The organism is Rhodococcus sp. NPDC060084, assembly GCF_042730335.1.
Classification (GTDB): Bacteria; Actinomycetota; Actinomycetes; order Mycobacteriales; family Mycobacteriaceae; genus Rhodococcus.
Map to the genome: position 1 here is coordinate 47,665 of NZ_JBHWWX010000019.1, position 25,701 is coordinate 73,365.

At 67.2% G+C, this 25,701-nt stretch carries 19 protein-coding genes; 9 read left to right on the forward strand and 10 right to left on the reverse strand.

Annotation, left to right across the window (positions count from 1 at the left end; genetic code table 11):
- Positions 1 to 56: 56 nt before the first annotated feature.
- On the reverse strand, positions 57 to 3,389 hold the full coding sequence (locus tag ACFWBU_RS12350; protein WP_378528398.1) for a heterodisulfide reductase-related iron-sulfur binding cluster: 3,333 nt from the start codon (positions 3,387 to 3,389) through the stop codon (positions 57 to 59).
- A gap of 425 nt (positions 3,390 to 3,814) precedes the next feature.
- On the opposite strand from ACFWBU_RS12350, the gene ACFWBU_RS12355 reads away from it, so the two are divergent.
- Entirely contained in the window at positions 3,815 to 4,510 is a 696-nt protein-coding gene (locus tag ACFWBU_RS12355; RefSeq protein WP_378528399.1) for an ammonium transporter, read from the forward strand.
- Positions 4,511 to 4,537: 27 nt separating this feature from the next.
- Here the strand turns inward: ACFWBU_RS12355 and ACFWBU_RS12360 are convergent, their stop codons facing one another.
- The 4 genes from ACFWBU_RS12360 to ACFWBU_RS12375 all read right to left on the reverse strand — a co-directional run bounded on the left by ACFWBU_RS12360 (position 4,538) and on the right by ACFWBU_RS12375 (position 9,681).
- Positions 4,538 to 4,999: a hypothetical protein gene (locus ACFWBU_RS12360; RefSeq protein WP_169618995.1), complete on the reverse strand. Its 462-nt coding sequence runs from the start codon at positions 4,997 to 4,999 to the stop codon at positions 4,538 to 4,540.
- Between the two features lie 206 nt (positions 5,000 to 5,205).
- Complete coding sequence (locus ACFWBU_RS12365) at positions 5,206 to 6,504, reverse strand: S1 family peptidase (protein WP_169618997.1); 1,299 nt, start codon at positions 6,502 to 6,504, stop codon at positions 5,206 to 5,208.
- 160 nt (positions 6,505 to 6,664) lie between these two features.
- A complete protein-coding gene (locus ACFWBU_RS12370) occupies positions 6,665 to 7,990 on the reverse strand; it encodes a S1 family peptidase (RefSeq protein WP_169618999.1) in 1,326 nt (441 codons plus the stop codon).
- A 137-nt stretch (positions 7,991 to 8,127) separates the two neighbouring features.
- The gene (locus ACFWBU_RS12375; protein WP_296550518.1) at positions 8,128 to 9,681 is read right to left on the reverse strand and encodes a hypothetical protein; all 1,554 of its coding nucleotides are present in this window, start codon (positions 9,679 to 9,681) and stop codon (positions 8,128 to 8,130) included.
- Positions 9,682 to 10,124: 443 nt separating this feature from the next.
- Here ACFWBU_RS12375 and dnaK point away from each other — a divergent pair, with 443 nt between their 5' ends.
- Genes dnaK through ACFWBU_RS12395 form a run of 4 tightly spaced genes read left to right on the forward strand, consistent with a single transcriptional unit; the run spans position 10,125 to position 14,248 of the window.
- Positions 10,125 to 11,969, forward strand: a complete 1,845-nt coding sequence (dnaK, locus tag ACFWBU_RS12380) for a molecular chaperone DnaK (protein WP_169619001.1) — start codon at positions 10,125 to 10,127, stop codon at positions 11,967 to 11,969.
- Positions 11,966 to 12,637, forward strand: coding sequence for a nucleotide exchange factor GrpE (gene grpE / locus ACFWBU_RS12385; protein WP_378528400.1), 672 nt, complete (start codon positions 11,966 to 11,968; stop codon positions 12,635 to 12,637). The genes dnaK and grpE overlap by 4 nt, the downstream gene beginning before the upstream one ends.
- Before the next feature lie 31 nt (positions 12,638 to 12,668).
- On the forward strand, positions 12,669 to 13,841 hold the full coding sequence (dnaJ, locus tag ACFWBU_RS12390; RefSeq protein ID WP_378528401.1) for a molecular chaperone DnaJ: 1,173 nt from the start codon (positions 12,669 to 12,671) through the stop codon (positions 13,839 to 13,841).
- Positions 13,841 to 14,248 (forward strand): heat shock protein transcriptional repressor HspR, encoded by a 408-nt coding sequence (locus ACFWBU_RS12395; protein ID WP_169619006.1) that lies wholly within the window; start codon positions 13,841 to 13,843, stop codon positions 14,246 to 14,248. The genes dnaJ and ACFWBU_RS12395 overlap by 1 nt, the downstream gene beginning before the upstream one ends.
- A 111-nt stretch (positions 14,249 to 14,359) precedes the next feature.
- Here the strand turns inward: ACFWBU_RS12395 and ACFWBU_RS12400 are convergent, their stop codons facing one another.
- From ACFWBU_RS12400 to ACFWBU_RS12410, 3 genes are all read right to left on the reverse strand, one after another.
- Positions 14,360 to 14,818 (reverse strand): hypothetical protein, encoded by a 459-nt coding sequence (locus ACFWBU_RS12400; RefSeq protein ID WP_378528402.1) that lies wholly within the window; start codon positions 14,816 to 14,818, stop codon positions 14,360 to 14,362.
- A gap of 101 nt (positions 14,819 to 14,919) precedes the next feature.
- Positions 14,920 to 15,909: an LLM class flavin-dependent oxidoreductase gene (locus tag ACFWBU_RS12405; protein WP_378528403.1), complete on the reverse strand. Its 990-nt coding sequence runs from the start codon at positions 15,907 to 15,909 to the stop codon at positions 14,920 to 14,922.
- A gap of 91 nt (positions 15,910 to 16,000) precedes the next feature.
- Positions 16,001 to 16,495, reverse strand: coding sequence for a flavin reductase family protein (locus ACFWBU_RS12410; protein ID WP_169619011.1), 495 nt, complete (start codon positions 16,493 to 16,495; stop codon positions 16,001 to 16,003).
- 273 nt (positions 16,496 to 16,768) lie between these two features.
- Between ACFWBU_RS12410 and ACFWBU_RS12415 the strand changes: the two genes are divergently transcribed.
- Positions 16,769 to 18,478, forward strand: a complete 1,710-nt coding sequence (locus ACFWBU_RS12415) for a 3-ketosteroid-delta-1-dehydrogenase (protein ID WP_169619013.1) — start codon at positions 16,769 to 16,771, stop codon at positions 18,476 to 18,478.
- Between the two features lie 45 nt (positions 18,479 to 18,523).
- On the opposite strand, the gene ACFWBU_RS12420 is transcribed toward ACFWBU_RS12415, so the two are convergent.
- Entirely contained in the window at positions 18,524 to 19,315 is a 792-nt protein-coding gene (locus ACFWBU_RS12420) for an FAD-binding oxidoreductase (protein ID WP_169619014.1), read from the reverse strand.
- A gap of 196 nt (positions 19,316 to 19,511) precedes the next feature.
- Here ACFWBU_RS12420 and ACFWBU_RS12425 point away from each other — a divergent pair, with 196 nt between their 5' ends.
- The gene (locus ACFWBU_RS12425; RefSeq protein WP_169619016.1) at positions 19,512 to 21,065 is read left to right on the forward strand and encodes an AMP-binding protein; all 1,554 of its coding nucleotides are present in this window, start codon (positions 19,512 to 19,514) and stop codon (positions 21,063 to 21,065) included.
- Positions 21,066 to 21,126: 61 nt separating this feature from the next.
- Positions 21,127 to 21,693, forward strand: a complete 567-nt coding sequence (locus tag ACFWBU_RS12430) for a hypothetical protein (protein ID WP_169619018.1) — start codon at positions 21,127 to 21,129, stop codon at positions 21,691 to 21,693.
- A gap of 38 nt (positions 21,694 to 21,731) precedes the next feature.
- Here ACFWBU_RS12430 and ACFWBU_RS12435 read toward each other — a convergent pair whose 3' ends face one another.
- Positions 21,732 to 22,892, reverse strand: a complete 1,161-nt coding sequence (locus ACFWBU_RS12435; RefSeq protein WP_378528406.1) for an FAD-binding oxidoreductase — start codon at positions 22,890 to 22,892, stop codon at positions 21,732 to 21,734.
- 224 nt (positions 22,893 to 23,116) lie between these two features.
- Here ACFWBU_RS12435 and clpB point away from each other — a divergent pair, with 224 nt between their 5' ends.
- Positions 23,117 to 25,672, forward strand: a complete 2,556-nt coding sequence (clpB, locus tag ACFWBU_RS12440) for an ATP-dependent chaperone ClpB (RefSeq protein ID WP_378528404.1) — start codon at positions 23,117 to 23,119, stop codon at positions 25,670 to 25,672.
- Positions 25,673 to 25,701 lie beyond the last annotated feature (29 nt).

Below are 25,701 nucleotides of genomic sequence, written 5' to 3' on the forward strand. Positions count from 1 at the left end.
GCTCGCGGCCCTGGTGGTGTGTCCACCAGGGCCGCGAGCGTTTACTTCAGGACTGCTTACCTGCGACCGGGGGGCTTGATCCCGCCCTTGATCTGCAGTCCGCCCGGCTTCGCCTTCGGCGGGGCCGGTGCGTCGGCAGCGGGTGCCTTCGGCGCCTCGGGCGTCGTCTCCGACTCCGGTGCTCCGGGCGTCGTCTCAGACTCCGTAGCCGCCGACTCCGTCACCGGCTCGGTCGTCTCCGGCTCGGAGTCGGCAGTCGGCTCGGGAGCAGATTCCGCAGCCGGCTCAGGAGCGGTCTCGGGTGCCGGTGCCGCCTTCTTTGCTCCCGGTCCCTTCAGGCCGCTCTTGAGCTGCAATCCGCCCGGCTTCGCCTTCGGGATTGCCGCGGCCTTCGGCTCCTCAGCTGCTGCAGCCTTCGGCTCCTCGGCTGCGGGAGCCGCGGGCGTCTCGGTTGCGGGCGTTTCGGCTGCGGGGGCCTCCGGTGCAGCGTCGGCCTCGGGTGCGGCCGGTGCTGCTGCTTTCTTGGCTCCGGGAGCCTTGAGGCCGCCCTTCATCTGCAGTCCGCCCGGCTTGGCCTTGGGAGCCGCAGTGGCCGCTGCCGGTGCGTCTGCTCCTGCCGGTGCGTCTGCGGCCTCCGCGGCGGGGGCCGCCGGTGCAGCGTCGGCCTTGGGTGCGGCCGGAGCTGCTGCCTTCTTGGCGCCCGGTCCCTTGAGACCGCCCTTCATCTGCAGTCCGCCCGGCTTCGCCTTCGGGACCGCGGCGGTATCCGTGGATGATGCCTCGGCCGCGGGAGCATCCGCTGCCGGGGCGTCGGTCTTCGCGGAGGCTGCGGGTGCCGCTGCCTTCTTGGCGCCCGGTCCCTTGAGGCCGCCCTTCATCTGCAGTCCGCCCGGCTTGGCCTTCGGCGCTGCGGATGCTTCCGGAGCCGGTGCCTCGGCCGCAGTGGCCTCTGCGGCCGGAGCCGCTGTCTTCTTGGCACCCGGACCCTTGAGACCGCCCTTCATCTGCAGTCCGCCGGCCTTGGGTACGCCGGTGGTCTTCGGAGCGGCAGGAGTAGCTGCAGCGGCCTCGACGGCCTCCACACGCCCTTCCTCGACAGCCTCGGCGGTCTCCTCGACCTCGAGCTCGGACTTCGGCTCCTGGACGACCCTGAGGTTGTCGCTGAGCTTCGCCGCCTCGACGCGGGAGATCGACTCGAGCATGAGCTGCGCGACGTCGATGACCTCGACGCCTTCGCCCAGACCCTGCTCCTGACGGGCGGTGACGCCGTCCGTGAGCATGACGCGGCAGAACGGGCAGCCCGTCGCGATCTTCGAGGGGTTGGTCGTGAGCGCCTCGTCGACGCGATCGATGTTGATGCGCTTACCGATGCGCTCTTCCATCCACATGCGGGCGCCACCGGCACCACAGCACATCGAGCGTTCGCCGTGACGCGGCATCTCGACGAGCTTCGCGCCCGAGGCTTCCATCAGCTCACGCGGGGCGTTGTACACCTTGTTGTGCCGGCCGAGGAAGCACGGGTCGTGGTACGTGACGTCCTGGCTGACGGGCGCCACCTGCACGAGCTTCTTCGCACGGACCAGCCGGTTGAGCAGCTGCGTGTGGTGAACCACCTCGTAGGAGCCGCCGACCTGCGGGTACTCGTTGTTCAGGGTGTTGAAGCAGTGCGCACAGGTGACGACGATCTTGCGCTTGCTCTGCTCGACACCGTCGAACACCCCGTTGAGGGTCTCGATGTTCTGCTGCGCCAACTGCTGGAACAGGAACTCGTTGCCCGCGCGACGAGCGGAGTCACCGCTGCAGGTCTCGTCGGCACCGAGCACCATGAACTTCACGCCGGCGGTCGCGAGCAACTCGGCGACAGCCTTCGTGGTCTTCTTCGCGCGGTCCTCGTAGGCACCGGCGCAACCGACCCAGAACAGGTAGTCGTAGCCCTCGAAGCTGTCCGCATCCTGGCCGAAGACCGGGATGTCGAACTCCATCTCGTTGATCCAGTTGAGACGGTCCTTGGCGTTCTGGCCCCAGGGGTTGCCCTTGTTCTCGAGGTTCTTGAACAGACCCGCGAGCTCGGACGGGAAGTCCGACTCGATGAGCACCTGGTAGCGGCGCATGTCGATGATGTGGTCGACGTGCTCGATGTCGACCGGGCACTGCTCCACGCACGCACCACAGTTGGTGCAGCTCCACAGCGTTTCGGTGTCGATGATCGGCGCGAGTTCGCCCGCCTCGACCATTGCCGTCGTGTCACCGACGAGCTTGCGCTCGGCTTCCGTGCGTGCCCCCGCCGGAATCTTGGCGAGCGCAGCCTCGTCGGCATTGCCCTCGGCGTCCACGAGCCCGACCTCGTCGCCGCCGATGTCCTTGCGGCCACCGGCCAGCAGGTACGGCGCCTTGGCGTTGCCGTGGTCGCGCAGCGACGTGATCAGCAGCTTCGGCGACAGCGGCTTACCGGTGTTCCACGCGGGGCACTGCGACTGGCAGCGACCGCACTCGGTGCACGTGGTGAAGTCGAGCCAGCCCTTCCACGTGAAGTCCTCGATCCGGCCGGCACCGAAGGTGTCCTTGTCCGGGTCCGCTTCCTCCATGTCGATGGGCTTGCCACCCGACATCATCTGACGGGCAGCACCGAGGGCGACGCCGCCGTCGTCCTCACGCTTGAAGTAGATGTTGGGGAAGGCCGAGAAGCGGTGCCATGCGACACCCCACGTGATGTTGCGGCCGACGATGTAGAGCCACACCATGCCGGACATCAGCTTGACGAACGCGAACACCGACACCAGTTCGGGGCTCTCGGGAAGAATCCGGGCCACCTGCATCGTGAAGAAGTCGGTGTAGGCGTTGTGGTGGTGGTAGGTCGCGATCTTGCCGGCCTTCACCAGAATCATGCCGAGGCCCTCGAGGAGCACGACGGCCTCGACGAAGTACGCGGCCTTGAAGTTGGAGCCGCTGAAGCGCGACAACCGGCCGGGCTGACGCGGGTGATTGAGCTGGCGGATGGTGATCAGCGTCAGAATGCCGATCACGGTGCCGATGCCCAGGATCTCGTCGATGAAGTGGTAGACGGCCGTGTCGCCGATGATCGGCCAGTGGAAGTTCGGGTCGAACGTCTGGCCGTAGGCCTCGAACCAGACGATGGCACCGAGCATGAAACCGACCATGACCAGCCAGTGCGCCCAGCCGACGGTACGGAACTTGGTCATCTTCGTGTGCGCGATGAACTCGACGAGCATCTGCTTGAAGCGCGGGAAGAACGGGCGCCACCGGTCCGGGGCCGGTTGGCCGACCCGGATGGTCTTGACCATCGTCCACGCGCCGCTGATGAACGCGAACCAACACACGAGGCTGAGCAGCACGCCGATCGTGCCCAACGTGATCGTCAGGGCATTCATACGTGGCCTTTCGTGTCGGGGGCAGCACCGGGCCGCCTGGTATAAACCACCGCATCGTAACGCAGGATAAGTTACTGGCCGGTAACTTGGTGGAGAAACAGAGCCAGGTTACTAGCCGGTAACAACGTTCGTGCAGCGGGGATGTGTGTGCCCGGCCACGTTAGTGGTCAAACCTTCCACCTCATCTAGCCAGGCTCCCCTAACTGCGCGCCTTTCTTGCCGCGACAGCCCTCGGGGCAAGTCGACTCCGACCGGGTCACGGGCGAAACAACTCATATAACAAATGGGGTGTGACGTCGGTTATGATTCGCCCCGGACGTGGCATCCGGACAGTGGGTTCATCGTCGGGGGGTCTGGATGTGCCACGCGAACAGGGAAAATGGGGGCGTCCCTCGGGCGTGCGCCATGTCACAGAATGGAACTCAATGAAGCTCAAGAAGCTTGCCATCGTCGCCACGATGACTGCTGCCGCCATGGGGATCGCGGCAGGTACTTCCTACGCAGCCCCGGCCGCCCCGTCGGCCGAAGACAAGATCAACTACGAGGTCCGGCCCGAGGGCGACTCGGTTGTCACAGTCATCGACGCGGGTGGGTTCAGCATCTCCGGTGACGGCACACAGGTCGAACTGCAGGACAACGACGGCAACGCCGTCATCAGCCTGCCTCTCGCCGTCCAGCTGGGCGATCTGCAGCTTCCGTTCGAGCGTGAGATCAGCGAGGACGGCAAGACCCTCACCCTCACTCCGGTCGTCGACCCGGCGAAGGCGACGCCCGTCGAGCCCGAAGACAAGGTCGCGATGGGCATCACGCCTGTCGGTCTGAAGCTGTCGGATGTCGCGTCGCCCGACGAGAACCTCAAGGCACAGCAGAACTTCGTGTCGCAGCTGGGTATGGCGACCGCGATCGGCACCGTCGCCGGCGCCATCATCGGGTGTGTTGTGGGAGCCATCCCCGGGAGCATCGTTCCGGGTGCCGGAACCATCATCGGGTGCGCCGGCGGTGCAGGCATCGGCGGCACGATCGGAGCCTTCGTCGCAGGCGGTCCGACGGCAGTCATCGCCGGTATCGCAGTCGTCGAGACGCTTCTGGCGGCTCCCGGCACCACCGAGTGGGCGAAGTAGCACTCTGTACGTAGGGCAACGGCCCCGTCACCGAGAGGTGACGGGGCCGCTGTCTTTCCGTGTCCGGAGTTGCGGGCGAGGGATCAGGTTCGACAACTGAGCGAGGCTGGTGACGAGTACCGCCAGGAACGCGGCAGGCCAGAAGAAACCCAGCAGATTGGTCGATGTCGGCGTCGACGAGAAGACGAGCGCGAAAAACCCCACGGCCGCAAGAACGAAAAGTGCGCCCGTTGTCAGCCAGGCAACACGCTGCCTCGGCATGAACACGGGAATCAGACACACGGCCACCGGCAGCGCAAGAACAGGCACGACCGCATTCCCGAAATAACTCCGGATCGAAGCATCGCAGGCCTCGCGATTGGGGACTTCCCGCGAAAACACGCCTATCTCGCAATCCACGATCTGCAACATCGGGCTGGTCGCTGCCCCGATTCCGAGCAACACGGCCACGACGGCCGAGAAGATCCAGCCCACACGCATCACGATCATCAAGAGATCATGGAGCATGGGAACCGTCGACGCGCGCCCCGGCCGATCGTTGCAGCGGCGACGAGGTCGTCACCGAGGGCTTCACCCCACTGGCGGGACGGTCGGTTGAAGGTGACCACCGGAAAGGCCCGTAGCGTGCCGCAGAGGAAAGAAAGAGAGGCCCTCCTTCCGAACCGGAAGGAGGGCCTCTTCTCGAGAGCGAGTGTTTACCAGGTGCGGACCTTCAGGCCCGGGTTCTCGGCCAGAACTGCGTTGATCGGTGTCGCGAACAACTCGGGCGTCTCGCCCAGCAGGCTGCTGACGAATCCGGCCACCTCGCACAGGCCGTACTGGCCCACGTTCGAGGCGCTGGAGATGCCGAGTGCCAGGGTGCCCGTGACGAGCGTTCCGCCGCTGTCACCCTGCAGTGCGCACAGGTTCGTGGAGAAACCGTTGCTGAGCACGCGCTCGCCGATCGCGACGTTCTGCTGCGCCGACGTCACGACACCGCAGCTGTAGCCGGTCCGCAGGCCCGACTTGCACACGGGCGTTCCGACGATCGGATCGGCGGTGCCGGTGATCGGCAGGGGTGCGGCGTTGGGAACACGCACGCCGTTGTTCTCGAACCTTCCTGCGGCATCGGCTGCCGGCCGGATGATGCCGTAGTCGTTGTTGTCGAGGCTGGTCTTCTCGAACGTTCCGAGACGCTGGCCGAGCGTGTCGCCCAGAAGCTGGTACACCTCGGACGCCCATCGCGTTCCGGCCTGTGAACGGTTCGGATCGCAATGACCGGCGGTGATGTTGACGGGGCTACCCGAACCGTCCTCGGCGTTGAACCCGAGGGAGCAGCGAAGGCCTGCGCCGGCACCGAGCGCCGCGTAGGCGTCTCCGCCGAGCAGGGCGTCGGGCGCCGCGATGCCCGCGGTGAACTCGAACTCCGGAGTGGACTCCGGCGTCAACTCGGTCGGCGCGAAGAGAACACGAACGCCGTCGAGGAACGGCGGCAGTTCGAGTCCGGCGACGTTCTCGGCGCGCACCACGAGGTCGTTGTTCACCACGTCGATCGCAATGCCGCGAATGACGTCGGCGATCGCGGGCGGCTGAGTGTCGAGCCAGTCGTTGAGCTCGTTCAACCGGGCTTCGAGGGCGTTCTCGCTGTTCTCCGTCTTCTCGACGACGAAACCGGAGTCCTCGGCGGCCGTGCGGGCCTCGTCGAACTGCTCACCGTCGGCGAGGCCGACGATGGGCGTGCCCTGCTCGTCGAGCCAGACACCGGCGAACACGCTCTCGAACTGCTCGCGCGCCTTATCGGCGAAGCGGGCCAGTTCCTGGCTGCGCTCTGCGTCGTTGAGGAAACGGTCGGGACTGATCTGGAGGTCTCGCTGCAACGCTTCCACCAGTTCGGCCGGCAGTGCGGTCGTCGGGGCCGGCGCAGGCTCGGCCTGAGCGACGGTGGCTGCGGTGCCGAGGAGCAACACGGCGGCTGAGCCGATGACGGCTGCCTGACGTGCGAAGGAGCGGCGCATGAAAACCTTTCTCGTTGTCCCTCCGCGGCTCGAGCGCGCAAAGGTAGCTGACCCGTGAGGACCGGCATTGGTCGATCCTAAGGGGTAACAGGTGTGACTCACAGCGGGTTGTGAGTGACCGGTGTGTCGGGTGTTGCTCCTGTGAACAGCCCCGGTGAGGCTACGCAGCGTTGATCGTGCGCACCGTGCTGCCGGTGGCGTTCTCGATGTCGCGGATGGAAATACCCAGGCTGGAGGTGCCTCCGTTGGGCGCGAGGACGAGGTTCGCTTCGACGCAGTTCGGTGCGCCCGCGCTGTTGGAGCCGCTGATCACGCCCAGAGCGAGCGTGCCCGTGACGATGGATCCGCCGCTGTCGCCGGACAAGGTGCAGGCCGTCGTGGCGAAGCCCCGGATGGTGCTGGAGAACCCGGAGTTGTACACGAGCTGGGTCTCGACACGCTCGGCGGCGACGACACCGCAGGTGAACGAGGAGGACTGCCCCGACTTGCAGACGGGCGCGCCGACGACCGGAACTGCGGTGCCGGTGATGGTCAGCGTGGAGCCGTTGCCACCGCGCACGACCGGGCGGTTCAGACCCGCGGCGACGCCGGCCTCGTCGAGGGAGATGACCCCGTAGTCGAGCGTGCTGTCCGTGCCCACCGTGGACTGGGTGAACGTGCCGATCTTGGTGCTGGCGTCGATGTCTTCCCGGTTGGGCAGGTAGACCGTGGAGCCACCCTGCTCACGGGCGACGGCGTCGCAGTGGCCGGCGGTGAGGTTGACCGGGTCGCCGTTCGCGTCGACACCGCTGAATCCGAACGAGCAGATACCGATCCGCTCGAGCGGCGTGGTCCGCACGTCGCCGTCGGCGGTGAGGTAGGTGTCGCCTCCGAGCGGAGCCGGATCGTTGGGGGGAAGGCCGGGGCTCAGCTGTACCTGCACGTTCGCGATGAGCGACGGGAGATTCAGGGCGCGTCCGACCGGCGAGTTCACGATGTCGACCACGAGCTGGTTGTTGAGGACGTCGATGGACGTCGAATTCACCTGGGACGACACCTCGCGCGGAAGTGCCGAGACCCACCGGTTCAGCTCCGCGAGGGCCTGCTCGAGGCCGTCGGCGGACAGGGGGGCGACCGTGGCCCGGTAGCCGTCCTTCTGTGCCTTCTCTGCCGCATCCCGATTGGTCACCGCGACGACGGGCTGTCCGTCTTCGCCGAGCCATGCACCCGCGTAGTCGTCCGGGCTCTCGGCGCGGAACGAACGGGCGTAGTCGCCCAGCGCCTGCGCGCGGGCGGCGCGATCGAGGTATTCCTCCGGTGAGATGCCCAGATCCCGGGTGATCGCATCCACCAGTTCGGCGGGCAGATCGGGAACCGGGAGCTGCTCTGCCGGGCTCGCGTGGGCGGCGGTGGTCAGCGGTCCCACCAGCAACACGGCCGACGCCGCTGCGACGGCGACACGGCGGGCGGTGGAACGAGCGGCGCGCGACGCCGGCAAGAGACGCATGAGGGCCCTTCTACATGGTGGATCAGCGGTCTGAACTGCAATTATGTACACGAGCGCGGTACTTGCGGTACCGACCCGCGGGACAGCCTACGGCACAAACGTCAGTGCAAAAAATGTGCCCTAGATCACGTGCGGAATCAGCCGCCGGAAGAGCCGCTTTCCTCCGTGGTAGGAGGGCCGGGGTCCGTCCCCGGTTCGGGCGTTTCGGTCTCGGTGGGCGTGGTCTCGGTGGGCTGCGTCGAGGGCTCGACAATCGGGGGTGTCTCACCCGAGTCGTTGCCGCCTCCGCCTCCGCTCGACGGCGGATTACGGCGCGACCATCCCGTGCTCGTCGTCGTGTTGCTCGACGGCCCCGCGCTCGACGACCCGGTATTCGACGACGAGGTCGCTGCGTCGCCGGTGGTGCTCGGATCGGTCCAGGCCGGTGCGCCGCCTGCCGGCGCGACCGCGGGAGCGACCGCCGCGGAGGTGTCGGACTCCGTGGACGACTCTGCCGTGGTTGTCGTCGGGGTACCGCCAGGCGGTTTCGTGGGGGACGGTGTCCGCGTGGTGTCGCCGAACGGCGCGACCGTCGTCTCCATCGGTGATGTATTGGCGGTCGCCGTCGAGGAGTCGCGCATCGTGAACACCCACGCGCCCACACCGACGAGCAGAGCGATCGCCGCTGCCGCAGCGCCGACGGTGAACAGTGAGGACCGGCGCTTGGTCTCGGACTCGTCTGCCGGTTCCGGCGCCGGCGAGCTGGCCCTGACCGTTCCGGTCGTTTCGGGAGGCGGAGTGGCCGTGATCTTGGCGATGACGGTGGTGGTCTCGGTGTCGAGTTCGCTGCGCTTGGGCCCGGTGAGACGCGCGACGGGCAGAATCTGGGTCGAGCCCAGCAGATCCACCGACCCCGCGGCGGCAGCGAGCGCCGCGCCGCGCACCATCGTCTGGTGAGGCTCGGGTGCGAGTGCGCTCCGCACTCCCAGGCCGGTCTTGAAGGACTGGGCAACCAGCTGGGCTGCGGTGGGATCGATGGCTTCGTCGACGGTGACGACGATGGCGTCGAGATTGCTGACGAGCCATCCGAACGCCCCGAGGGCGGCGGACAGCTGCGCTGTCACGGACGGCGCGTCCTCTTCGGCAAAGCGGAACGACTTACCTGCCGCGACACCGGAGCGGACCAGGGTGACCGTCGAGCCCAGCGGATCGATGTGGTGGACGGCGATGAGCCTGCCGGTCTGGTGGGCGACCTGCGACTCGTACCACGCGGCGGCTGCCTCGGCGTCCGAGATGAGCGACACGTACCGCAATCCCACGTAGTCGAGTGCGTTGCGCAGGACGGCGACGGTCGACGGCGGCCACTCGGTGGGATGGGTCGCGACCGCGGTGTACGGCTGGTCGCCGATGAGGCGGGCCGCGTCGGCGAGAAGGCATTCCATGGCCGTTGCCACGAGGTCTTCGGCGCGGGAGAGGGAGCCGTCGTTGGCGCGGACGCCGCCGGATCGGCCGATGCTGCTGACGAACTCGGTGAACGAACTGGTGGTTCCGTCGAAGAAGTCGTGGTCGCCGAGCGTCGCGGTGCCATCGGAGTGCAGGTGTACTGCTGTGCGCCGTTCGATGGGTGACGGGTCGGGTCGTCCGGGCGACGACGAGGTGACCGCAACCGACGACACGGAGTTGCCCACCCTCAGGCCTACGCCTACGGACATGCCGGAATTCCCCCAAATCTGGTCGGAGCTTGTGCAACGGGGACCGGCCGCGCCGGATCCGGGCGACGTGATGCTGCACAGTCTCCGCGGAAATGTACAGGCGTATGCGGACATAACGATAGGTGAATCTCGAAACCACCAGGTGGACCCGTCGGGCCGTCGCTTCAGGAGAGTATTCGGGCCCCGGCGGACGGAGCGCGGCGCCGACTTGGACTCCGTCGGACGAATGTGAAGACCATCACATCCGGGAACGATCCGGCCAGATCTTCGGTTGCATGTATCAGACAACTTGAGCTACCAAGGCTCAACTCCACTTGACTGAAGCGTCCGAAAGGGTGCAGTCTCGATTTGGCGAAGCCAAGTTGAGTCGAACAGGCTCAGGTTGGGGAACTGAACGTTCCGCGGTGCGACTCGCGTCGCGGTGAAACATTTTGGAGGAAATCATGGCTCGTGCGGTCGGTATCGACCTCGGAACCACCAACTCGGTCGTTTCCGTTCTGGAGGGCGGCGAGCCCGTTGTGGTCGCCAACTCCGAAGGTTCACGCACCACCCCGTCCGTCGTCGCTTTCGCGAAGAACGGCGAGGTTCTGGTGGGTCAGCCTGCCAAGAACCAGGCGGTCACCAACGTCGACCGCACCATCCGTTCCGTCAAGCGGCACATCGGGTCCGACTGGAACGTCGACATCGACGGCAAGAAGTACACCCCCCAGGAGATCAGCGCCCGCACGCTGATGAAGCTCAAGCGAGACGCTGAGGCATACCTGGGCGAGGACATCACCGACGCCGTGATCACCGTTCCGGCCTACTTCAACGACGCGCAGCGTCAGGCGACGAAGGAAGCCGGCACCATCGCCGGCCTCAACGTCCTGCGCATCGTCAACGAGCCCACCGCTGCTGCCCTCGCATACGGCCTCGACAAGGGCAGCAAGGAACAGACCATCCTGGTCTTCGACCTCGGTGGCGGCACGTTCGACGTCTCGCTCCTCGAAATCGGTGACGGTGTCGTCGAGGTCCGCGCGACCTCCGGTGACAACCACCTCGGTGGCGACGACTGGGACGAACGCATCGTCAACTGGCTCGTCGACAAGTTCAAGGCACAGCACGGCGTCGACCTGACCAAGGACAAGATGGCCCTGCAGCGTCTGCGTGAGGCTGCGGAGAAGGCGAAGATCGAGCTGTCGAGTTCGCAGTCGACGTCGATCAACCTGCCCTACATCACGGTCGACGCGGACAAGAACCCGCTGTTCCTCGACGAGCAGCTCTCCCGCTCCGAGTTCCAGAAGATCACCGGCGACCTCCTCGAGCGCACCCGCGCTCCGTTCCAGCAGGTCGTCAAGGACGCAGGGATCTCGGTCGGCGACATCGACCACGTGGTCCTCGTCGGTGGCTCGACCCGTATGCCCGCCGTCACCGATCTCGTGCGCGAACTCACCGGTGGTCAGGAGCCCAACAAGGGCGTCAACCCCGACGAGGTCGTCGCCGTGGGTGCGGCACTGCAGGCCGGCGTCCTCAAGGGCGAGGTCAAGGACGTGCTGCTGCTCGACGTCACCCCGCTGTCCCTCGGTATCGAGACCAAGGGTGGCGTGATGACCAAGCTCATCGAGCGCAACACCACGATTCCGACGAAGCGTTCGGAGACCTTCACCACGGCCGACGACAACCAGCCGTCCGTGCAGATCCAGGTGTTCCAGGGTGAGCGTGAGATCGCGGCGCACAACAAGCTGCTCGGCTCGTTCGAGCTCGGCGGTATCGCCCCGGCTCCGCGCGGCGTCCCGCAGATCGAGGTCACCTTCGACATCGACGCCAACGGCATCGTGCACGTCACCGCCCGCGACAAGGGCACCGGCAAGGAGAACACGATCAAGATCCAGGAAGGCTCCGGCCTGTCCCAGGAGGAGATCGACCGGATGGTGAAGGACGCCGAGGCGCACGCCGAGGAAGACCGCGCCCGTCGCGAAGAAGCCGAGGTCCGCAACCAGGCCGAGTCGCTCGTGCACCAGACCGAGAAGTTCATCAAGGACAACGAGGACAAGGTGCCGGCCGACGTCAAGGAGAAGGTCGAGGCAGCCGTCAAGGATGCCAAGGACGCTCTGGCCGGTAGCGACATCGCCGCGGTGAAGTCCGCCGTCGAGAAGCTGGCGACCGAGTCGCAGGCTCTCGGCCAGGCCATCTACGAGTCGCAGGGCGGAGCCGACGGCGCAGCTGCCGGCGACGGTGCTGCGGCAGGCGCAGACGATGTCGTCGACGCCGAGGTCGTCGACGAGCCGACCGATTCGGAGAAGAAGTGACGTCGGGTAAGCCCGAGCAGGAACCGGTGACCGTCACCGACAAGCGGCGCATCGATCCCGAGACCTTCGAGGTACGGGACGCGGCCGAGTCGAGTGAGGGCACCGGTGCCCCTGCCGAGGGCACCGTAGAAAACGAGGGCACCGTGAACGAGGGCGTCGTCGAGAACGGGGACGGCGAGGAGGTCCGCGTCGAGGAGATCGTCTCCACCGAAGCGGAACTCGCGGAACGTACCGCGGATCTGCAGCGCGTCTCCGCGGAGTACACCAACTACCGTCGCCGGGCCGAACGCGAGAAGGCCGCCATCGGCGAGTCCGCGAAGGCCTCGGTGGTGGCGCAGTTCCTCGACGTCGTCGACGATCTGGATCGGGCCCGTGCCCACGGCGACCTCGAATCCGGACCGCTGAAGGCGGTGAGCGACAAGCTCACCCGCATTCTGACCGGACTCGGCCTCGTCGGCTTCGGCGACGAGGGCGACGTGTTCGATCCGGAACTGCACGAAGCGGTCCAGATGGAAGGCGACGGCAGCAACCCGGTGCTGGGCACGATCCTGCGCAAGGGTTACCGCGTCGGCGACCGGATTCTGCGGCATGCGATGGTGACTGTCACCGACGGCGATCCGGCGGACACGCCGGAGCAATCGCCGTCCGACAGCGCCGGCACAGAGTAAGAACAACAAGAGCGAGAGGAGGAGACGCCCGGTGAGCCAGCGGGAGTGGATCGAAAAGGACTTCTACAAGGACCTGGGCGTCTCGTCCGACGCTTCGCAAGAAGACATCAAGAAGGCCTACCGCAAGTTGGCTCGGGATCTGCATCCCGATGCCAACCCCGGCGATGCCGCGGCCGAGGAGCGGTTCAAGTCGGTCAGCGAGGCGAACGCCGTCCTGTCCGACCCGGCCAAGCGCAAGGAATACGACGAGACCCGCCGGATGTTCGCGTCCGGAGGTTTCGGCGGCGGCTTCCAGCCCAGCGGAGGCGGATTCTCTGGGGGCAGCACCACATTCGACCTCGGTGACCTCTTCGGGGGCGGCGGGGCCGGCGACGGTGGATTGGGCGACCTCTTCGGAGGGCTCTTCAACCGCGGTGCGACACCCGGGGGCGGTGCGAACCGGTCGCGGCCACGCCGCGGCGGCGACATCGAGACCGAGACGACGCTCGATTTCCGTGACGCCGTGCAAGGTGTCACCGTTCCGTTGCGTCTGACCAGTCCCGCGCCGTGCACCACCTGCCACGGCAGCGGCGCCGAGCCGGGCACCAGCCCGCGGGTGTGCCCGCAGTGCAACGGAAGCGGGATCGTCTCCCGCAACCAGGGCGCCTTCGGATTCTCCGAGCCGTGCGACGAATGCCGCGGTTCGGGCTCGATCATCGACAGCCCGTGCCGTGACTGCCGCGGCAGCGGCGTCCAGGAGCGCACCCGCACCATCACCGTGCGCGTACCTCCGGGCATCAAGGACGGTTCCCGCATCCGCCTCGCCGGGCAAGGCGAGGCCGGCCTGCGGGGTGCGCCGTCGGGCGACCTCTTCGTCATCGTGCACGTCCGGCCCGACCGCGTGTTCGGCCGGGACGGCGACAACCTGACACTCGTATTGCCGGTCAGCTACGGAGAACTCGTGCTCGGCAGCACCGTGTCGGTTCCCACGCTCGACGGCCGGGTCGGTCTCAAGATCCCGGCGGGCACGGCCGACGGCCGGGTTCTGCGGGTGCGTGGCCGCGGCGTCCCCAAGCGCGGGGGCGGTGCGGGAGATCTGCTCGTGACCGTCAAGGTCGCCATCCCCCAGAAGCTCGACGAACAGGCGACGGAAGCGCTGCGCGATTATCTTCGTGCCGAAGAGGCCGGCGGATTCGACCCGCGTGAAGGATGGGCAGGTGCGTGATGAGCGATACGGGAACTCCCCGGAATCTCCCGCCGGATCCCGATGCGCGTGTCTATGTCATCTCGGTCGCCGCAGAACTCGCCGGGATGCACGCCCAGACACTGCGTAACTACGACCGGCTGGGACTGGTTACCCCGCACCGCACCAGCGGTGGCGGACGGCGTTATTCGCCGCGCGACGTCGAACTGCTCCGTGAGGTGCAGCGGCTTTCCCAGGACGAAGGTGTCAACCTCGCCGGGATCAAACGGATCATCGAGTTGACCAACCACGTCGAGGCACTGCAGCAGCGGGTCGCGGAACTGTCCACCGAGGTCGCGCAGTTGCGCTCCGCACGGCGTGATCTGGTGCCCGTGCCGCGCACCAACGCGCTGGTCGTGTGGAAGCCGAGGCACGCGCGCGAATCCTGACGCACAACAGCACCAACCCCCACGTCCGACAGGGCGCGGGGGTTTCGCTTTTCAGTTTCGCTTTTCAGGGGCGTGCGACGCCCGGTAGCAGCGGTGTCGGGAACCGCGGTGTCAGGAACTGCCCCGACCGATCGTGTACGTGACGTTCATGAACGGAAAGCCGGCATCGACCTGCGCGGCAGCGGTGTACGCATGCCTGTTGGCGCCGTCGATCCGCGTGCCGTCGGCGTTGGCGATTCCCGTGCCGTGGTTACTGGCCATGAGCACGGCGGTGGCCTCCCCTGGCATCGTGTAGGTGACCTGCATGCCGAATCCGCGTCGATCGGCACTTCCCGCGGTCACGACTTCCGTTGTGTGCGCCGGGACGACGCTCGCCGGTTCGTTCACCCACTGCCCGTAGGGAATGGTCGCCGCGCCGAGCACCATGGGCGCGTCGGTGTCGTTGGTGACCGTCAGCGTGATGGTCGGCGCGTCTGCGGGAAGGGTCTCGCTGCTCGCCGCTGCGGGAGCAGTGAGGGTGGCCGCCGCAGTCAGGGCGACGGCGGCACATACGCGGGTGCGGTACTTCATGGTGCTCCTGCGGTCGACGAGTCGAGGCCGCCGGTTCGGGACGGCCGGCAAAGTGTACCCACGAGTACGGAGCAAGGGTAAGAGACGTCCGGGACCTGCTGTCAGGCCGGGACGAGATCGCTGACCTGGGCGACGAGTTCCAGCGACCGCAACCACGCGTCGCGTCCGGGAGCCGACGACACGACGATCAGTTCGTCGGCCTGCGCGCGCTCGGTGAAGCGGTCGAGGTAGTCGCGCACCTCGGCCGGGGTGCCCACCGCGGTGTTCTTCAGCATCGTGAGGACCTGGTAGCCGGCGGGGGAGTCGAGGAGCAGATCGATCTCCTCCTCGGTGAACGTGCGCCCACGCCCGACCATCTGCACGACGCGTGAACGCTTGGTGGCTTCGAACATCGCTGCCGCTTCGTCGGCGGTATCCGCGGCAATGACACCTACACCGGCGATGACGTACGGCTCCGGGTGCTGCTCGGACGGCTGGTACTCGCGGCGGTACAGCGTGACTGCCTCCTCGAGAGCCTGCGGCGCGAAATGCGACGCGAACGCGTAGGGAAGACCCAGCAGGGCAGCAAGTTTCGCGCCGAAGAGCGATGAGCCCAGAATGTACAGCGGCACATCGGTGCCCTTACCCGGAACCGCGTCGACACCCGGGATGCGCGAGGCGCCCTTCAGATACCCCTGGAGTTCGAGGACGTCCTGGGGGAAGCTGTCGGCCGACGACGGGTCGCGTCGCAGCGCCCGCATCGTCTTCTGGTCGCTACCCGGTGCCCGGCCCAGCCCCAGATCGATGCGGCCGGGATGCAGCGTCGCGAGCGTGCCGAACTGCTCGGCGATCGTGAGCGGCGAATGATTCGGGAGCATGATGCCGCCGGCGCCGAGCCGGATCGACGACGTGTGCGCCGCGACGTGCGCGATCAGCACGCTCGTCGCAGACGACGCGATGGTCGGCATGTTGTGGTGCTCGGCGTACCAGATCCGGTGGTACCCCCACCGTTCGGCGAGCTGTGCCATCTTCACGCTGGCGTCGAAACTGTCGCGAGCGGTTTCACCCTCGCCGATATGGGCCAAATCGAGGATGGAGAGAGGAACAGTCACCGAGAATCCTTCGTCCGGGGCCCGCCACCGGCAGCTGGGCACACCCTGGGTGCAACCCGGGGTAGCCGCCCGCTATTCCGGGAGGCGGCCGTCACAGCCGGTCGAAGTGCCCATAGGTGCCGCGGTAGAACAGCAACGGGCCGTTGGACGGCAGCGCTGTCAGGCCGGTGACGCGTGCCACCACGATCGTATGGTCGCCGGCGTCGTGCTCCGTTTCCACGGTCGCCTCCACGCGGGCGAGCGCGCCGTCGAGGGCGGGGGCACCGTTGTCGCCGGGCACCCAGTCGACGCCGCGGAACTTGTTGCCACCGCTGACGGCGAACGCCGCGCACAACGTGCGCTGGCTCTCCGCGAGGACGTTGATGGCGAGAGTGCCGATCTCGCGGATGCGCGGCCACGTCGTGGACGTGCGAGCGGGGCAGAAGGAGACCAGCGGCGGGTCCAGCGACACCGAGGTGAACGACTGGCACGCGAAGCCGAGCGGCGCGTCGCCGTCGAGCGCGGTGATGACTGTGACTCCCGTGCAGAAGTTGCCCATCACGTTGCGCATCGTCCTCGGGTCGAGCACGGTGTGTTCCGCCGTCATCGATGTTCCTTTCCGTCCTGTTGCTCTCCAGTGTCCGTCATGTCGGGACGGCGGGTGTCCGGGGGAGTGCGGTGGTGTCCCCCCGGGACGCTAGCGGGGTCCTCGTCCATACGGCGACGGCTTCCCATCCAACGGGAGATCCACACAGTTCAACGATCTTCCCGCTGGACGGGACGCCGCCGATGCCCTCCGGGTACGTGCCCTAGCGTCGGCGGGGGCCTACCGTGTGCTGCCGATCACTATCGTCTCGTCCCCGAATGAAGGAGCATTTCCATGGCGTCGACTCCCGTTCCGCCTGTGACCCCTGCCCATGACACCGAGGTCGACCTGCTCGTCATCGGTTCGGGTACGGGCATGGCGGCTGCACTCGCCGCGCACGAACTCGGCTTGTCGGCGTTGATCGTGGAGAAATCTCCTCATGTCGGTGGATCGACCGCCCGTTCCGGCGGTGCGTTCTGGGTTCCGGCCAATCCGATTCTGACCGAGGCGGGGTCGGGTGACACCGTCGAGCGCGGTCACACCTACGTCCGGTCCGTGGTGGACGGCACGGCACCGGCCGAGCGCGGCGAGGCCTTCGTCGACAACGGTGTGGCGACGGTCGACATGCTCCGGCGCACGACGCCGATGAAGCTGTTCTGGGCGGAGGGCTATTCCGATTACCACCCCGAGTTGCCCGGTGGCTCCGCAGTGGGACGCAGTTGTGAATGCAAGCCGCTCGACCTGTCGGTGCTCGGTGAGGAACGTGGGCGGCTGCGCCCGGGCCTGATGGAAGCGGGACTGCCCATGCCCACGACGGGCGCCGACTACAAGTGGATGAACCTCATGCTGCGCGTGCCGCACAAGGGCTTCCCGCGCATCTTCAAGCGACTGGCGCAGGGCGTCGCCGGGCTCGCCGTCAAGCGGGAATACGTCGCCGGTGGTCAGGCGATCGCTGCGGGACTGTTCGCGGGTGTGCTGAAAGCCGGTGTGCCGGTCTGGACCGACACCTCGCTCGTGCGTCTGGTCACCGACGGCGACCGGGTCACCGGTGCCGTCCTCGAGCAGAACGGCCGGGAGGTGACCGTGACCGCGCGCCGCGGAGTCGTGCTCGCCGCGGGCGGCTTCGACCACGACATGGCGATGCGCCGCAAGTTCCAGTCCGAGCGTCTGCTCGACCACGAGAGCCTCGGCGCGGAGAGCAACACGGGCGACGCGATCAAGGCGGCCCAGGAGGTCGGTGCCGGTCTCGATCTGATGGATCAGGCCTGGTGGTTCCCCGCTGTCGCACCGACCCGTCCGGGCAAGCCGCCGATGGTCATGCTCGCCGAGCGGTCGCTGCCGGGTTCGTTCATCGTCGATCAGACCGGACGCCGCTTCACCAACGAGTCGTCGGACTACATGTCGTTCGGGCAACTGGTGCTGGCGCGCGAACACGCCGGCGACCCGGTCGAGTCGATGTGGATCGTCTTCGACCAGAAGTACCGCAACAGCTACGTGTTCGCAGCCGGCGTCTTCCCGCGCCAGCCGCTCCCGGAGTCCTGGTACGAGGCGGGCATCGCCCACCGTGCCTCGACCGCCGAAGAACTCGCGGCGTCGATGGGAGTGCCCGTGGACACCTTCTCCGAGACCTTCGGCGCGTTCAACGAGGATGCCGCAGCCGGAACGGATTCCGAGTTCGGCCGTGGCGGCAGCGCCTACGACCGGTACTACGGTGATCCCACGGTCCGGCCCAACCCGAACATGCGGCCGCTGACGCACGGTCCGTTCTACGCCGTGAAGATGACCCTGAGCGATCTCGGCACGTGCGGTGGCGTGCGGGCCGACGAGCGGGCGCGGGTGCTCCGCGAGGACGGCAGCGTCATCGGCGGGCTCTACGCGGTCGGCAACACCGCGGCCAACGCGTTCGGGCACCGCTACCCCGGCGCCGGCGCGACCATCGGCCAGGGACTGGTGTTCGGATACATCGCTGCTCGCGACGCAGCGGGAACAGCCGCCGCGAAGTAGAGCGCGGTCGAGCCCTGAGTCCCCGGCGGCGCGGCCGCCGGGGACTCAGTACGAGTCGTAGCGGATGTTCTCGAGCGGAGTACCCGTCTCGAGCAGTCGCTGCACGGTGGAGCGCACCATCGCTGCGGAGCCACAGACCAGCACCTGGTGATCGCCGAACGCCCCGTACGACGTGACGATATCGCCGAGCGTGCCTTCGAGGAACTCGTCGGGGTCGATGCCGAAATCGCCGACGTGCGAGACGATCCGGTCGTAGAACGGATCCTGGATCGCGGGGTCGTACAGCGACTCGGTCACCGGCACGATCGTCAGCCAGGGCAGTGCTTCCCCGAGCAGGGCCAGCATGTCCGCCGCGTAGAGGTCCCGGGGCGTGCGGGCGCCGACGAAGAGGAAGGTGCGGGGCGGCTGTGGACGGCGCGCGACGTCGAGGAGCAACGCGCGCAGCGGGGCCAGGCCGGTACCGCCGGCGATCATCACCACGATGCGTCCGGTGTCGTCGACGTGGAGGTCACCTCCGCGAGGATTGCCGACGGTCCACACGTCTCCGGGACTGGTGGACTCGACGATCGTTTTGCTGACCCATCCGCCCGGCACGGTGCGGACGTGGAATTCGAGCTTGCCGTCCATCGACGGGGGGAGTGCGGGCGACAGGCGGCGCGGCAGGTTCGGACGCTGCGGCACGGTCACGTCGACGTACTGGCCGGCGCGGAACGGAACGATGTCGCTGTTGCATTCGAGCCGCACGACGGCCAGATCGGTTCGCAGGCGGTGGTGCTCGACCACGGTCGCGGAGACCGCGATGTCGGTGTCGGTCGATGACGGCGTAGCCGACTGCATACGTGACCCCCGGGTGGTGTGGCGCGGTGTTGCACAGACTCTAGGCGAGGAACACGCACCCCGACAGAGTGGAACGTGTTTCAGTTTTGCCGGTGCAGCGGTTATCGTGGCGGGAACCGGGTGACGCTGACCACATCAGAAGCCCGTACCCCGGGCCGTCACACCCCCGGACCACGACACCGACCGGAAGGACGACATGATCGAGGAGTACGCGGACCTGCACCGGCCCGTCTTCACCCCGGACCTGCTCATCACGGCGCTCGACCGCAGCGCGGACCGTCCGGCGCTGTACCTCGGCGACGTCGTCCTCACCGGCGCCGAGATGCGCGGTGCCATCAGCAGGTTCCAGCAGGCCCTCGGGTCCGTGGGAATCGGCCAGGGGTCATCTGTCGCGATGCTGTCGAAGAACCGGCCGGAAGTCCTCATCTCGATGGGTGCGACGATGGTCGCCGGATGCCGCAACAGTGCGCTCAATCCGATGGGTTCGCTCGCCGATCACCTGTACATCACTTCCGATGCCGAGATCGAGACCCTCATCTTCGATCCGGATCACTTCGAGGAGCGGGCCGCCGAGCTGCACGCCCAGATCCCGACCTTGAAGAATCTGTTCTCCCTCGGTCCGTCGGCTGTGGGCACGGACATCCTCGCGCTCGCCGATCAGTTCACCGAGCAACGCCTCGTGGCTGCTCCGGTGTCGGCCGAGGACACGTCGTCGATGGTCTACACCGGGGGAACCACCGGAAAGCCGAAGGGCGTGATGGGGTCGTTCCGGTCCGGCGCGGCGCTCAACCAGATCCAGATGGCGGAGTGGCAGTGGCCCGACCAGCCGCGCTTTCTGATCTGCACCCCGCTGTCCCACGCCGGCGCCGCGTTCTTCGTGCCGACGCTGCTGCGCGGCGGCTGCCTCTACGTGCTGCCGTACTTCGAACCCGGCCTCGTCCTCGAGACCATCGAGAAGCACCGCATCAACGCCACGATGCTCGTACCCACGATGATCTATCTGCTGCTCGACCACCCCGACTTCGACGCGCGCGACCTGTCGAGCCTCGACACGCTCTTCTACGGCGCGTCGGCGATGTCACCCGCCCGGCTCCAGGAAGGGATCGAGCGCCTCGGGCAGGTGTTCTTCCAGTTCTACGGGCAGTCCGAGTGCGGCATGACGATCTCGGTGCTGCGCAAAGAGGAACACCTCGCCGATGATCCGGAACGACTCGCCTCGTGCGGACGTCCGGTGCCGTGGCTCGACGTACGCCTGCTCGACGACGACCTGCGCGAAGTGCCACAAGGGGAACTCGGCGAGATCTGCGTGCGCGGCCCGCTCGTCATGAAGGGGTACTGGAAGAAGCCCGACGAGACGGCAGAAGCGCTGCGCGGTGGGTGGCTGCACACGGGCGATGTCGCGCGTGCCGACAAGCACGGCTTCCTCACCATCGTCGACCGCAAGAAGGACATGATCGTCACCGGCGGCTTCAACGTGTTCCCCCGGGAGATCGAGGACGCGATCTCGTCCCACCCCGCCGTCGCCTCGGTGGCGGTCGTCGGTGTGCCCGACCAGAAGTGGGGTGAGGCGGTCAAAGCATGCGTCGTGCTGCGTGACGGTCGGAGCGTGACCGCGGAAGAACTGATCGAGAAGGTCCGTGCGGCCAAGGGATCCGTGCACGCTCCCAAGTCCGTGGACTTCCTCGATTCGCTGCCGCTCACGCCCCTCGGCAAGCTCGACAAGAAGACGCTCCGCGCGTCGTACCGCTAGATCTGCCGGCGCCGGAACGGCCGGCTTCCCTGCTCGATCGCTGCCTGACATACTCCGTCGCATGGCAAACGGGGGACCCCAGCGGGTCGAGGTGCGATTGGCCGTCGAGTATCCGGGGACAGGGACGGTGAATACGCGGGGTAGCGGGGCGATGAGGCCGGTCGAGCCGGTGCCGCCGATCTGTGCCCGCCACGGCGAACCCGAGGTCGACCGCGTGCGTGTCACCGTCTCGTCGGATGCGGTGCGCCCCCAGGAGAAGTCCGGTCGTATCGGCTCGGCCCTCGAAGCCGCGTACACCGTGCAGGTCGCTGCCGTGGAGTGGCCCACGTGCGCGCGGTGCGTCGCCGTCCGCGTGCGCTGGCAGATCGCCGCCGCCGCAACCTGTACGGTCCTCGGGATCGTCTTTCTGGCGTTGGTGTTCGCGCTCGTGCAGGGCGCGCCGAAGGTGTACGGGTTCGCGCTGCTCAGCGTGTTCGGGCTGTCGTTCCTGCCCATCTATGTAGCACTGCGCGTCATCGAACCGCGCCGGGCGGCTCTCGGTGTGACTATCGCGGACTGCGGTTCGGAACTCGTGGTGTCGCAGGCGCATCCGGAGTTCGCCCGCGCTGTCGCCGCGCAACGCGCCTGACGCAGTGCATCCAGACGCAGCGGTGACAGACTCGGTGGTTACAGCGGATCGAAGCTGATGTTCTGGCGGGGTGTGCCCGCCGCGGACAGCGCGTAGATGGTGGTCCGGATCATCGACGGTGAGCCGGAGATCTGAATCTGGCGGTCGGCCCACGATCCGAACTGCCCGACGACCTTACCGAGCTTGCCGTACATCGTGCTGTGGAGACCCTTGGGCGTTTCCCGTACCGGAACCGGGTGCCACCAAGGGTTCTCCCTCTCCTCCACGACGGGAATCACCGTGAGCCACGGGTTGGTCATCGCGATCTGCCACAGCGTCTCGAGGTCGTAGAGGTCGCACGGGTACTTGCCGCCGTAGAACAGGTGCACCCGCGGATTGGTGCCGCGCATCGCCATCTCCATGATCTGGGCGCGGAGCGGTGCCAGGCCGGTGCCCGACGCGATCATGAGCACGTCCTGGCCGCTGTCGCGATCGACGCGCAAGCCACCGAGCGGCGGTCCGATCAGCCAGCGGTCACCGACGCGCACCTCGTTGACGAGCGCGGGGCTGACCCAGCCGGAGGAGACGCGCCGCACGTGGAATTCGACCTGTCCGTGCGGGTTCGGCGGAATGGCGGCCGACAGGTAGCGCCACATGTGGGGCCGCTGGGGGATCTGCACGCTCATGTACTGCCCGGCGTAATGCGGGATCGGTGTGTCGGTCTCGAGGCGGATGATCGCCACGTCGGGAAGGACCCGCTCGTGGCCGACGACCGTCGCGCCCCAGACCGCGGGCAGATCGTCGGTGGCCGCAGCGACGGCCATCGTTTCCACGAGCCGGCCGATCACCTCTGCCCAGGTCCGTTCCAGAGTGGCGGTCCACAGGATGATCGGCGTGCACTCACGGATCGCGAAGAGCAGTGCGTAGCCCGCCGAGCGGAAGTGTTCCGGCTTGACGCCGTACTTCCGGTGGTCGCGTGCGAGCTGTCCGAGGAAGGCTTCGACGGCGCCGAAGTCGGTCAGGCGGTTGACGACCCATCCGATCGCGGTCGTGAACCGATGCCGCATGCTCTCCATGCCCGCCGGGAACAGTTCGCGAATGCCGGTCGATTCGGACCAGAGGGTGGTGTAGAACGCCGACGCGAACCGTTCGGGGCCGGTGGGGGTCGCCGCGATCGACGCGAAGCTCAATTGCACTCGCGCGATGGCGAAAGTCTCCAACGCCATCCTCCCACGTACTGCGCCTGCTGGACGCCGCCACTGTAGTCGGTCACGGGGCGGTCGGCTACACCGTGCGCCCCGATCTGTGGCTATGGTGTGAATCACAGCCGCAAGAAACTTGAGCGGAACAAACTCAATCTTGTATCCGTTGTGCATAGCGAACCTCGTGGACACCGGTCCGCAGGTATAGGAATCAGCAGTTTTCGAAGTGAAAGGGGCGTGCGGTGGATTCGTTCAACCCGACGACCAAGACTCAGGCCGCATTGACGGCCGCTCTCCAGGCGGCGTCCACCGCGGGCAACCCGGACATCCGGCCGGCACACCTTCTGGTGGCCCTGCTCGACCAGCCCGACGGCATCGCCGCTCCGCTCCTCGAAGCGGTGGGCGTGAACCCCGCCGCAGTGCGGAGCGAAGCCGAACGGCTCGTCGGTGCACTACCGCAGACCACCGGGGCGACCACCACACCCCAGCTCGGTCGCGAAGCGATCGCAGCGCTCTCCGCGGCGCAGAAGCTCGCGACCGAGCTCACCGACGAATTCGTCTCCACGGAGCACGTTCTCGTCGGTCTCGCCAGTGGTGACTCCGACGTCGCCAAGCTTCTCGTTGGTCAGGGCGCGACGCCCACGGCCCTGCGGGATGCCTTCACAGCCGTGCGCGGAAACCGCCGGGTGACCAACGCGGACCCGGAAGCCACCTACCAGGCACTCGAGAAGTACTCGACCGACCTCACGGCACGTGCTCGGGAGGGAAAGCTCGACCCGGTCATCGGCCGCGACAACGAGATTCGCCGCGTGGTGCAGGTGCTCTCGCGCCGCACCAAGAACAACCCGGTGCTCATCGGTGAACCCGGCGTCGGCAAGACCGCGATCGTCGAAGGGCTCGCCCAGCGCGTCGTCGCGGGCGACGTGCCCGAATCGCTGCGCGGCAAGACCGTCGTCGCCCTGGACCTCGGCGCGATGGTGGCCGGGGCGAAGTACCGCGGCGAGTTCGAAGAGCGTCTCAAGGCCGTTCTCGACGAGATCAAGGACTCCGCCGGCGAGATCATCACCTTCATCGACGAACTGCACACCATCGTCGGTGCCGGTGCGACCGGTGAGTCCGCGATGGACGCGGGCAACATGATCAAGCCGATGCTCGCGCGTGGTGAACTCCGCCTCGTCGGTGCGACCACCCTCGAGGAGTACCGCAAGTACATCGAGAAGGACGCCGCCCTCGAGCGGCGCTTCCAGCAGGTCTTCGTGGGGGAGCCGAGCGTCGAAGACACCGTCGGCATCCTGCGTGGCCTCAAGGAGCGGTACGAAGTGCACCACGGTGTGCGCATCACCGACTCTGCTCTCGTTGCCGCGGCGACGCTCTCGGACCGGTACATCACCTCGCGGTTCCTTCCCGACAAGGCCATCGACCTCGTCGACGAGGCAGCGTCGCGCCTGCGCATGGAGATCGACTCGCGTCCCGAGGAGATCGACACGGTCGAACGGATCGTCCGTCGCCTCGAGATCGAGGAGATGGCGCTGGAGAAGGAAACCGACGCTGCCTCCAAGGACCGCCTCGAAAAGCTGCGCGCCGAACTCGCGGACGAACGGGAACGGCTGAACCAGCTCACGACGCGCTGGCAGAACGAGAAGACCGCGATCGACTCCGTACGCCAGGTCAAGGAGCAGCTCGAAGCGCTGCGCGGCGAGGAGGAACGGGCAGAGCGCGACGGCGACCTGGGCAAGGTTGCCGAACTGCGGTACGGCCGCATTCCCGAACTGGAGAAGCAGCTCGAGGCAGCCGCTGCCGCGTCGGGGACCGCAGCCGGTGACGACGTGATGCTCAAGGAGGAAGTCGGGCCCGACGACGTCGCCGATGTCGTCGCCGCATGGACCGGTATCCCCGCCGGACGCATGCTCGAGGGCGAGACCGCGAAGCTCCTCCGGATGGAGGACGAACTCGGCAAGCGTGTCGTGGGACAGGACCGGGCGGTGCAGTCGGTATCCGATGCGGTGCGTCGTGCCCGCGCCGGTGTCTCCGACCCGAACCGTCCGACCGGATCGTTCCTGTTCCTCGGCCCGACCGGTGTCGGTAAGACCGAGCTGGCCAAGGCACTCGCCGATTTCCTGTTCGACGACGAGCGCGCCATGGTGCGCATCGACATGTCGGAGTACAGCGAGAAGCACTCGGTCGCGCGTCTGGTCGGTGCGCCTCCGGGGTACGTCGGCTACGAGTCGGGCGGCCAGCTCACCGAAGCCGTGCGCCGTCGCCCCTACTCGGTGGTGCTGTTCGACGAGGTCGAGAAGGCTCACCCGGACGTGTTCGACACGCTGCTCCAGGTGCTCGACGACGGTCGGCTCACCGACGGGCAGGGACGCACCGTCGACTTCCGCAACACGATCCTGATCCTCACGTCCAACCTGGGCGCCGGGGGCGACAAGGAACACGTGATGGCGGCGGTGCGGTCGGCGTTCAAGCCCGAATTCATCAACCGGCTCGACGACGTGGTCGTGTTCGATCCGCTCTCGGAGGAGCAGCTCGCGCAGATCGTCGACATCCAGCTCGCACAGCTGGCCGACCGGCTCCAGGCACGGCGGCTCACGCTCGACGTCAACTCCAGCGTGCGGCTGTGGCTGGCGGTGCGCGGATACGACCCGCAGTACGGTGCCCGTCCGCTGCGCCGGCTCATCCAGCAGGCGATCGGCGACCAGCTCGCCAAGAAACTGCTGGCCGGAGAGATCCGGGACGGCGACACGGTCCCGGTGGGCGTCAGCGAGGACGGCGACCACCTCGTGATCGGTAGCTGACCCACCCGCGTGCGCGTTTCCGGTAGCAC

Coding starts and splice junctions, on each gene's coding strand:
- ACFWBU_RS12410 (WP_169619011.1), bottom strand. CDS start 16,495: ATGACGGCGGAACACACCGTGCTCGACCCGAGGACGATGCGCAACGTG.
- ACFWBU_RS12415 (WP_169619013.1), top strand. CDS start 16,769: ATGGCGTCGACTCCCGTTCCGCCTGTGACCCCTGCCCATGACACCGAG.
- ACFWBU_RS12370 (WP_169618999.1), bottom strand. CDS start 7,990: ATGCGTCTCTTGCCGGCGTCGCGCGCCGCTCGTTCCACCGCCCGCCGT.
- ACFWBU_RS12400 (WP_378528402.1), bottom strand. CDS start 14,818: ATGAAGTACCGCACCCGCGTATGTGCCGCCGTCGCCCTGACTGCGGCG.
- ACFWBU_RS12365 (WP_169618997.1), bottom strand. CDS start 6,504: ATGCGCCGCTCCTTCGCACGTCAGGCAGCCGTCATCGGCTCAGCCGCC.
- dnaK (WP_169619001.1), top strand. CDS start 10,125: ATGGCTCGTGCGGTCGGTATCGACCTCGGAACCACCAACTCGGTCGTT.
- ACFWBU_RS12425 (WP_169619016.1), top strand. CDS start 19,512: ATGATCGAGGAGTACGCGGACCTGCACCGGCCCGTCTTCACCCCGGAC.
- ACFWBU_RS12420 (WP_169619014.1), bottom strand. CDS start 19,315: ATGCAGTCGGCTACGCCGTCATCGACCGACACCGACATCGCGGTCTCC.
- ACFWBU_RS12375 (WP_296550518.1), bottom strand. CDS start 9,681: ATGTCCGTAGGCGTAGGCCTGAGGGTGGGCAACTCCGTGTCGTCGGTT.
- ACFWBU_RS12395 (WP_169619006.1), top strand. CDS start 13,841: ATGAGCGATACGGGAACTCCCCGGAATCTCCCGCCGGATCCCGATGCG.
- ACFWBU_RS12360 (WP_169618995.1), bottom strand. CDS start 4,999: ATGATCGTGATGCGTGTGGGCTGGATCTTCTCGGCCGTCGTGGCCGTG.
- ACFWBU_RS12355 (WP_378528399.1), top strand. CDS start 3,815: ATGAAGCTCAAGAAGCTTGCCATCGTCGCCACGATGACTGCTGCCGCC.
- ACFWBU_RS12350 (WP_378528398.1), bottom strand. CDS start 3,389: ATGAATGCCCTGACGATCACGTTGGGCACGATCGGCGTGCTGCTCAGC.
- ACFWBU_RS12430 (WP_169619018.1), top strand. CDS start 21,127: ATGGCAAACGGGGGACCCCAGCGGGTCGAGGTGCGATTGGCCGTCGAG.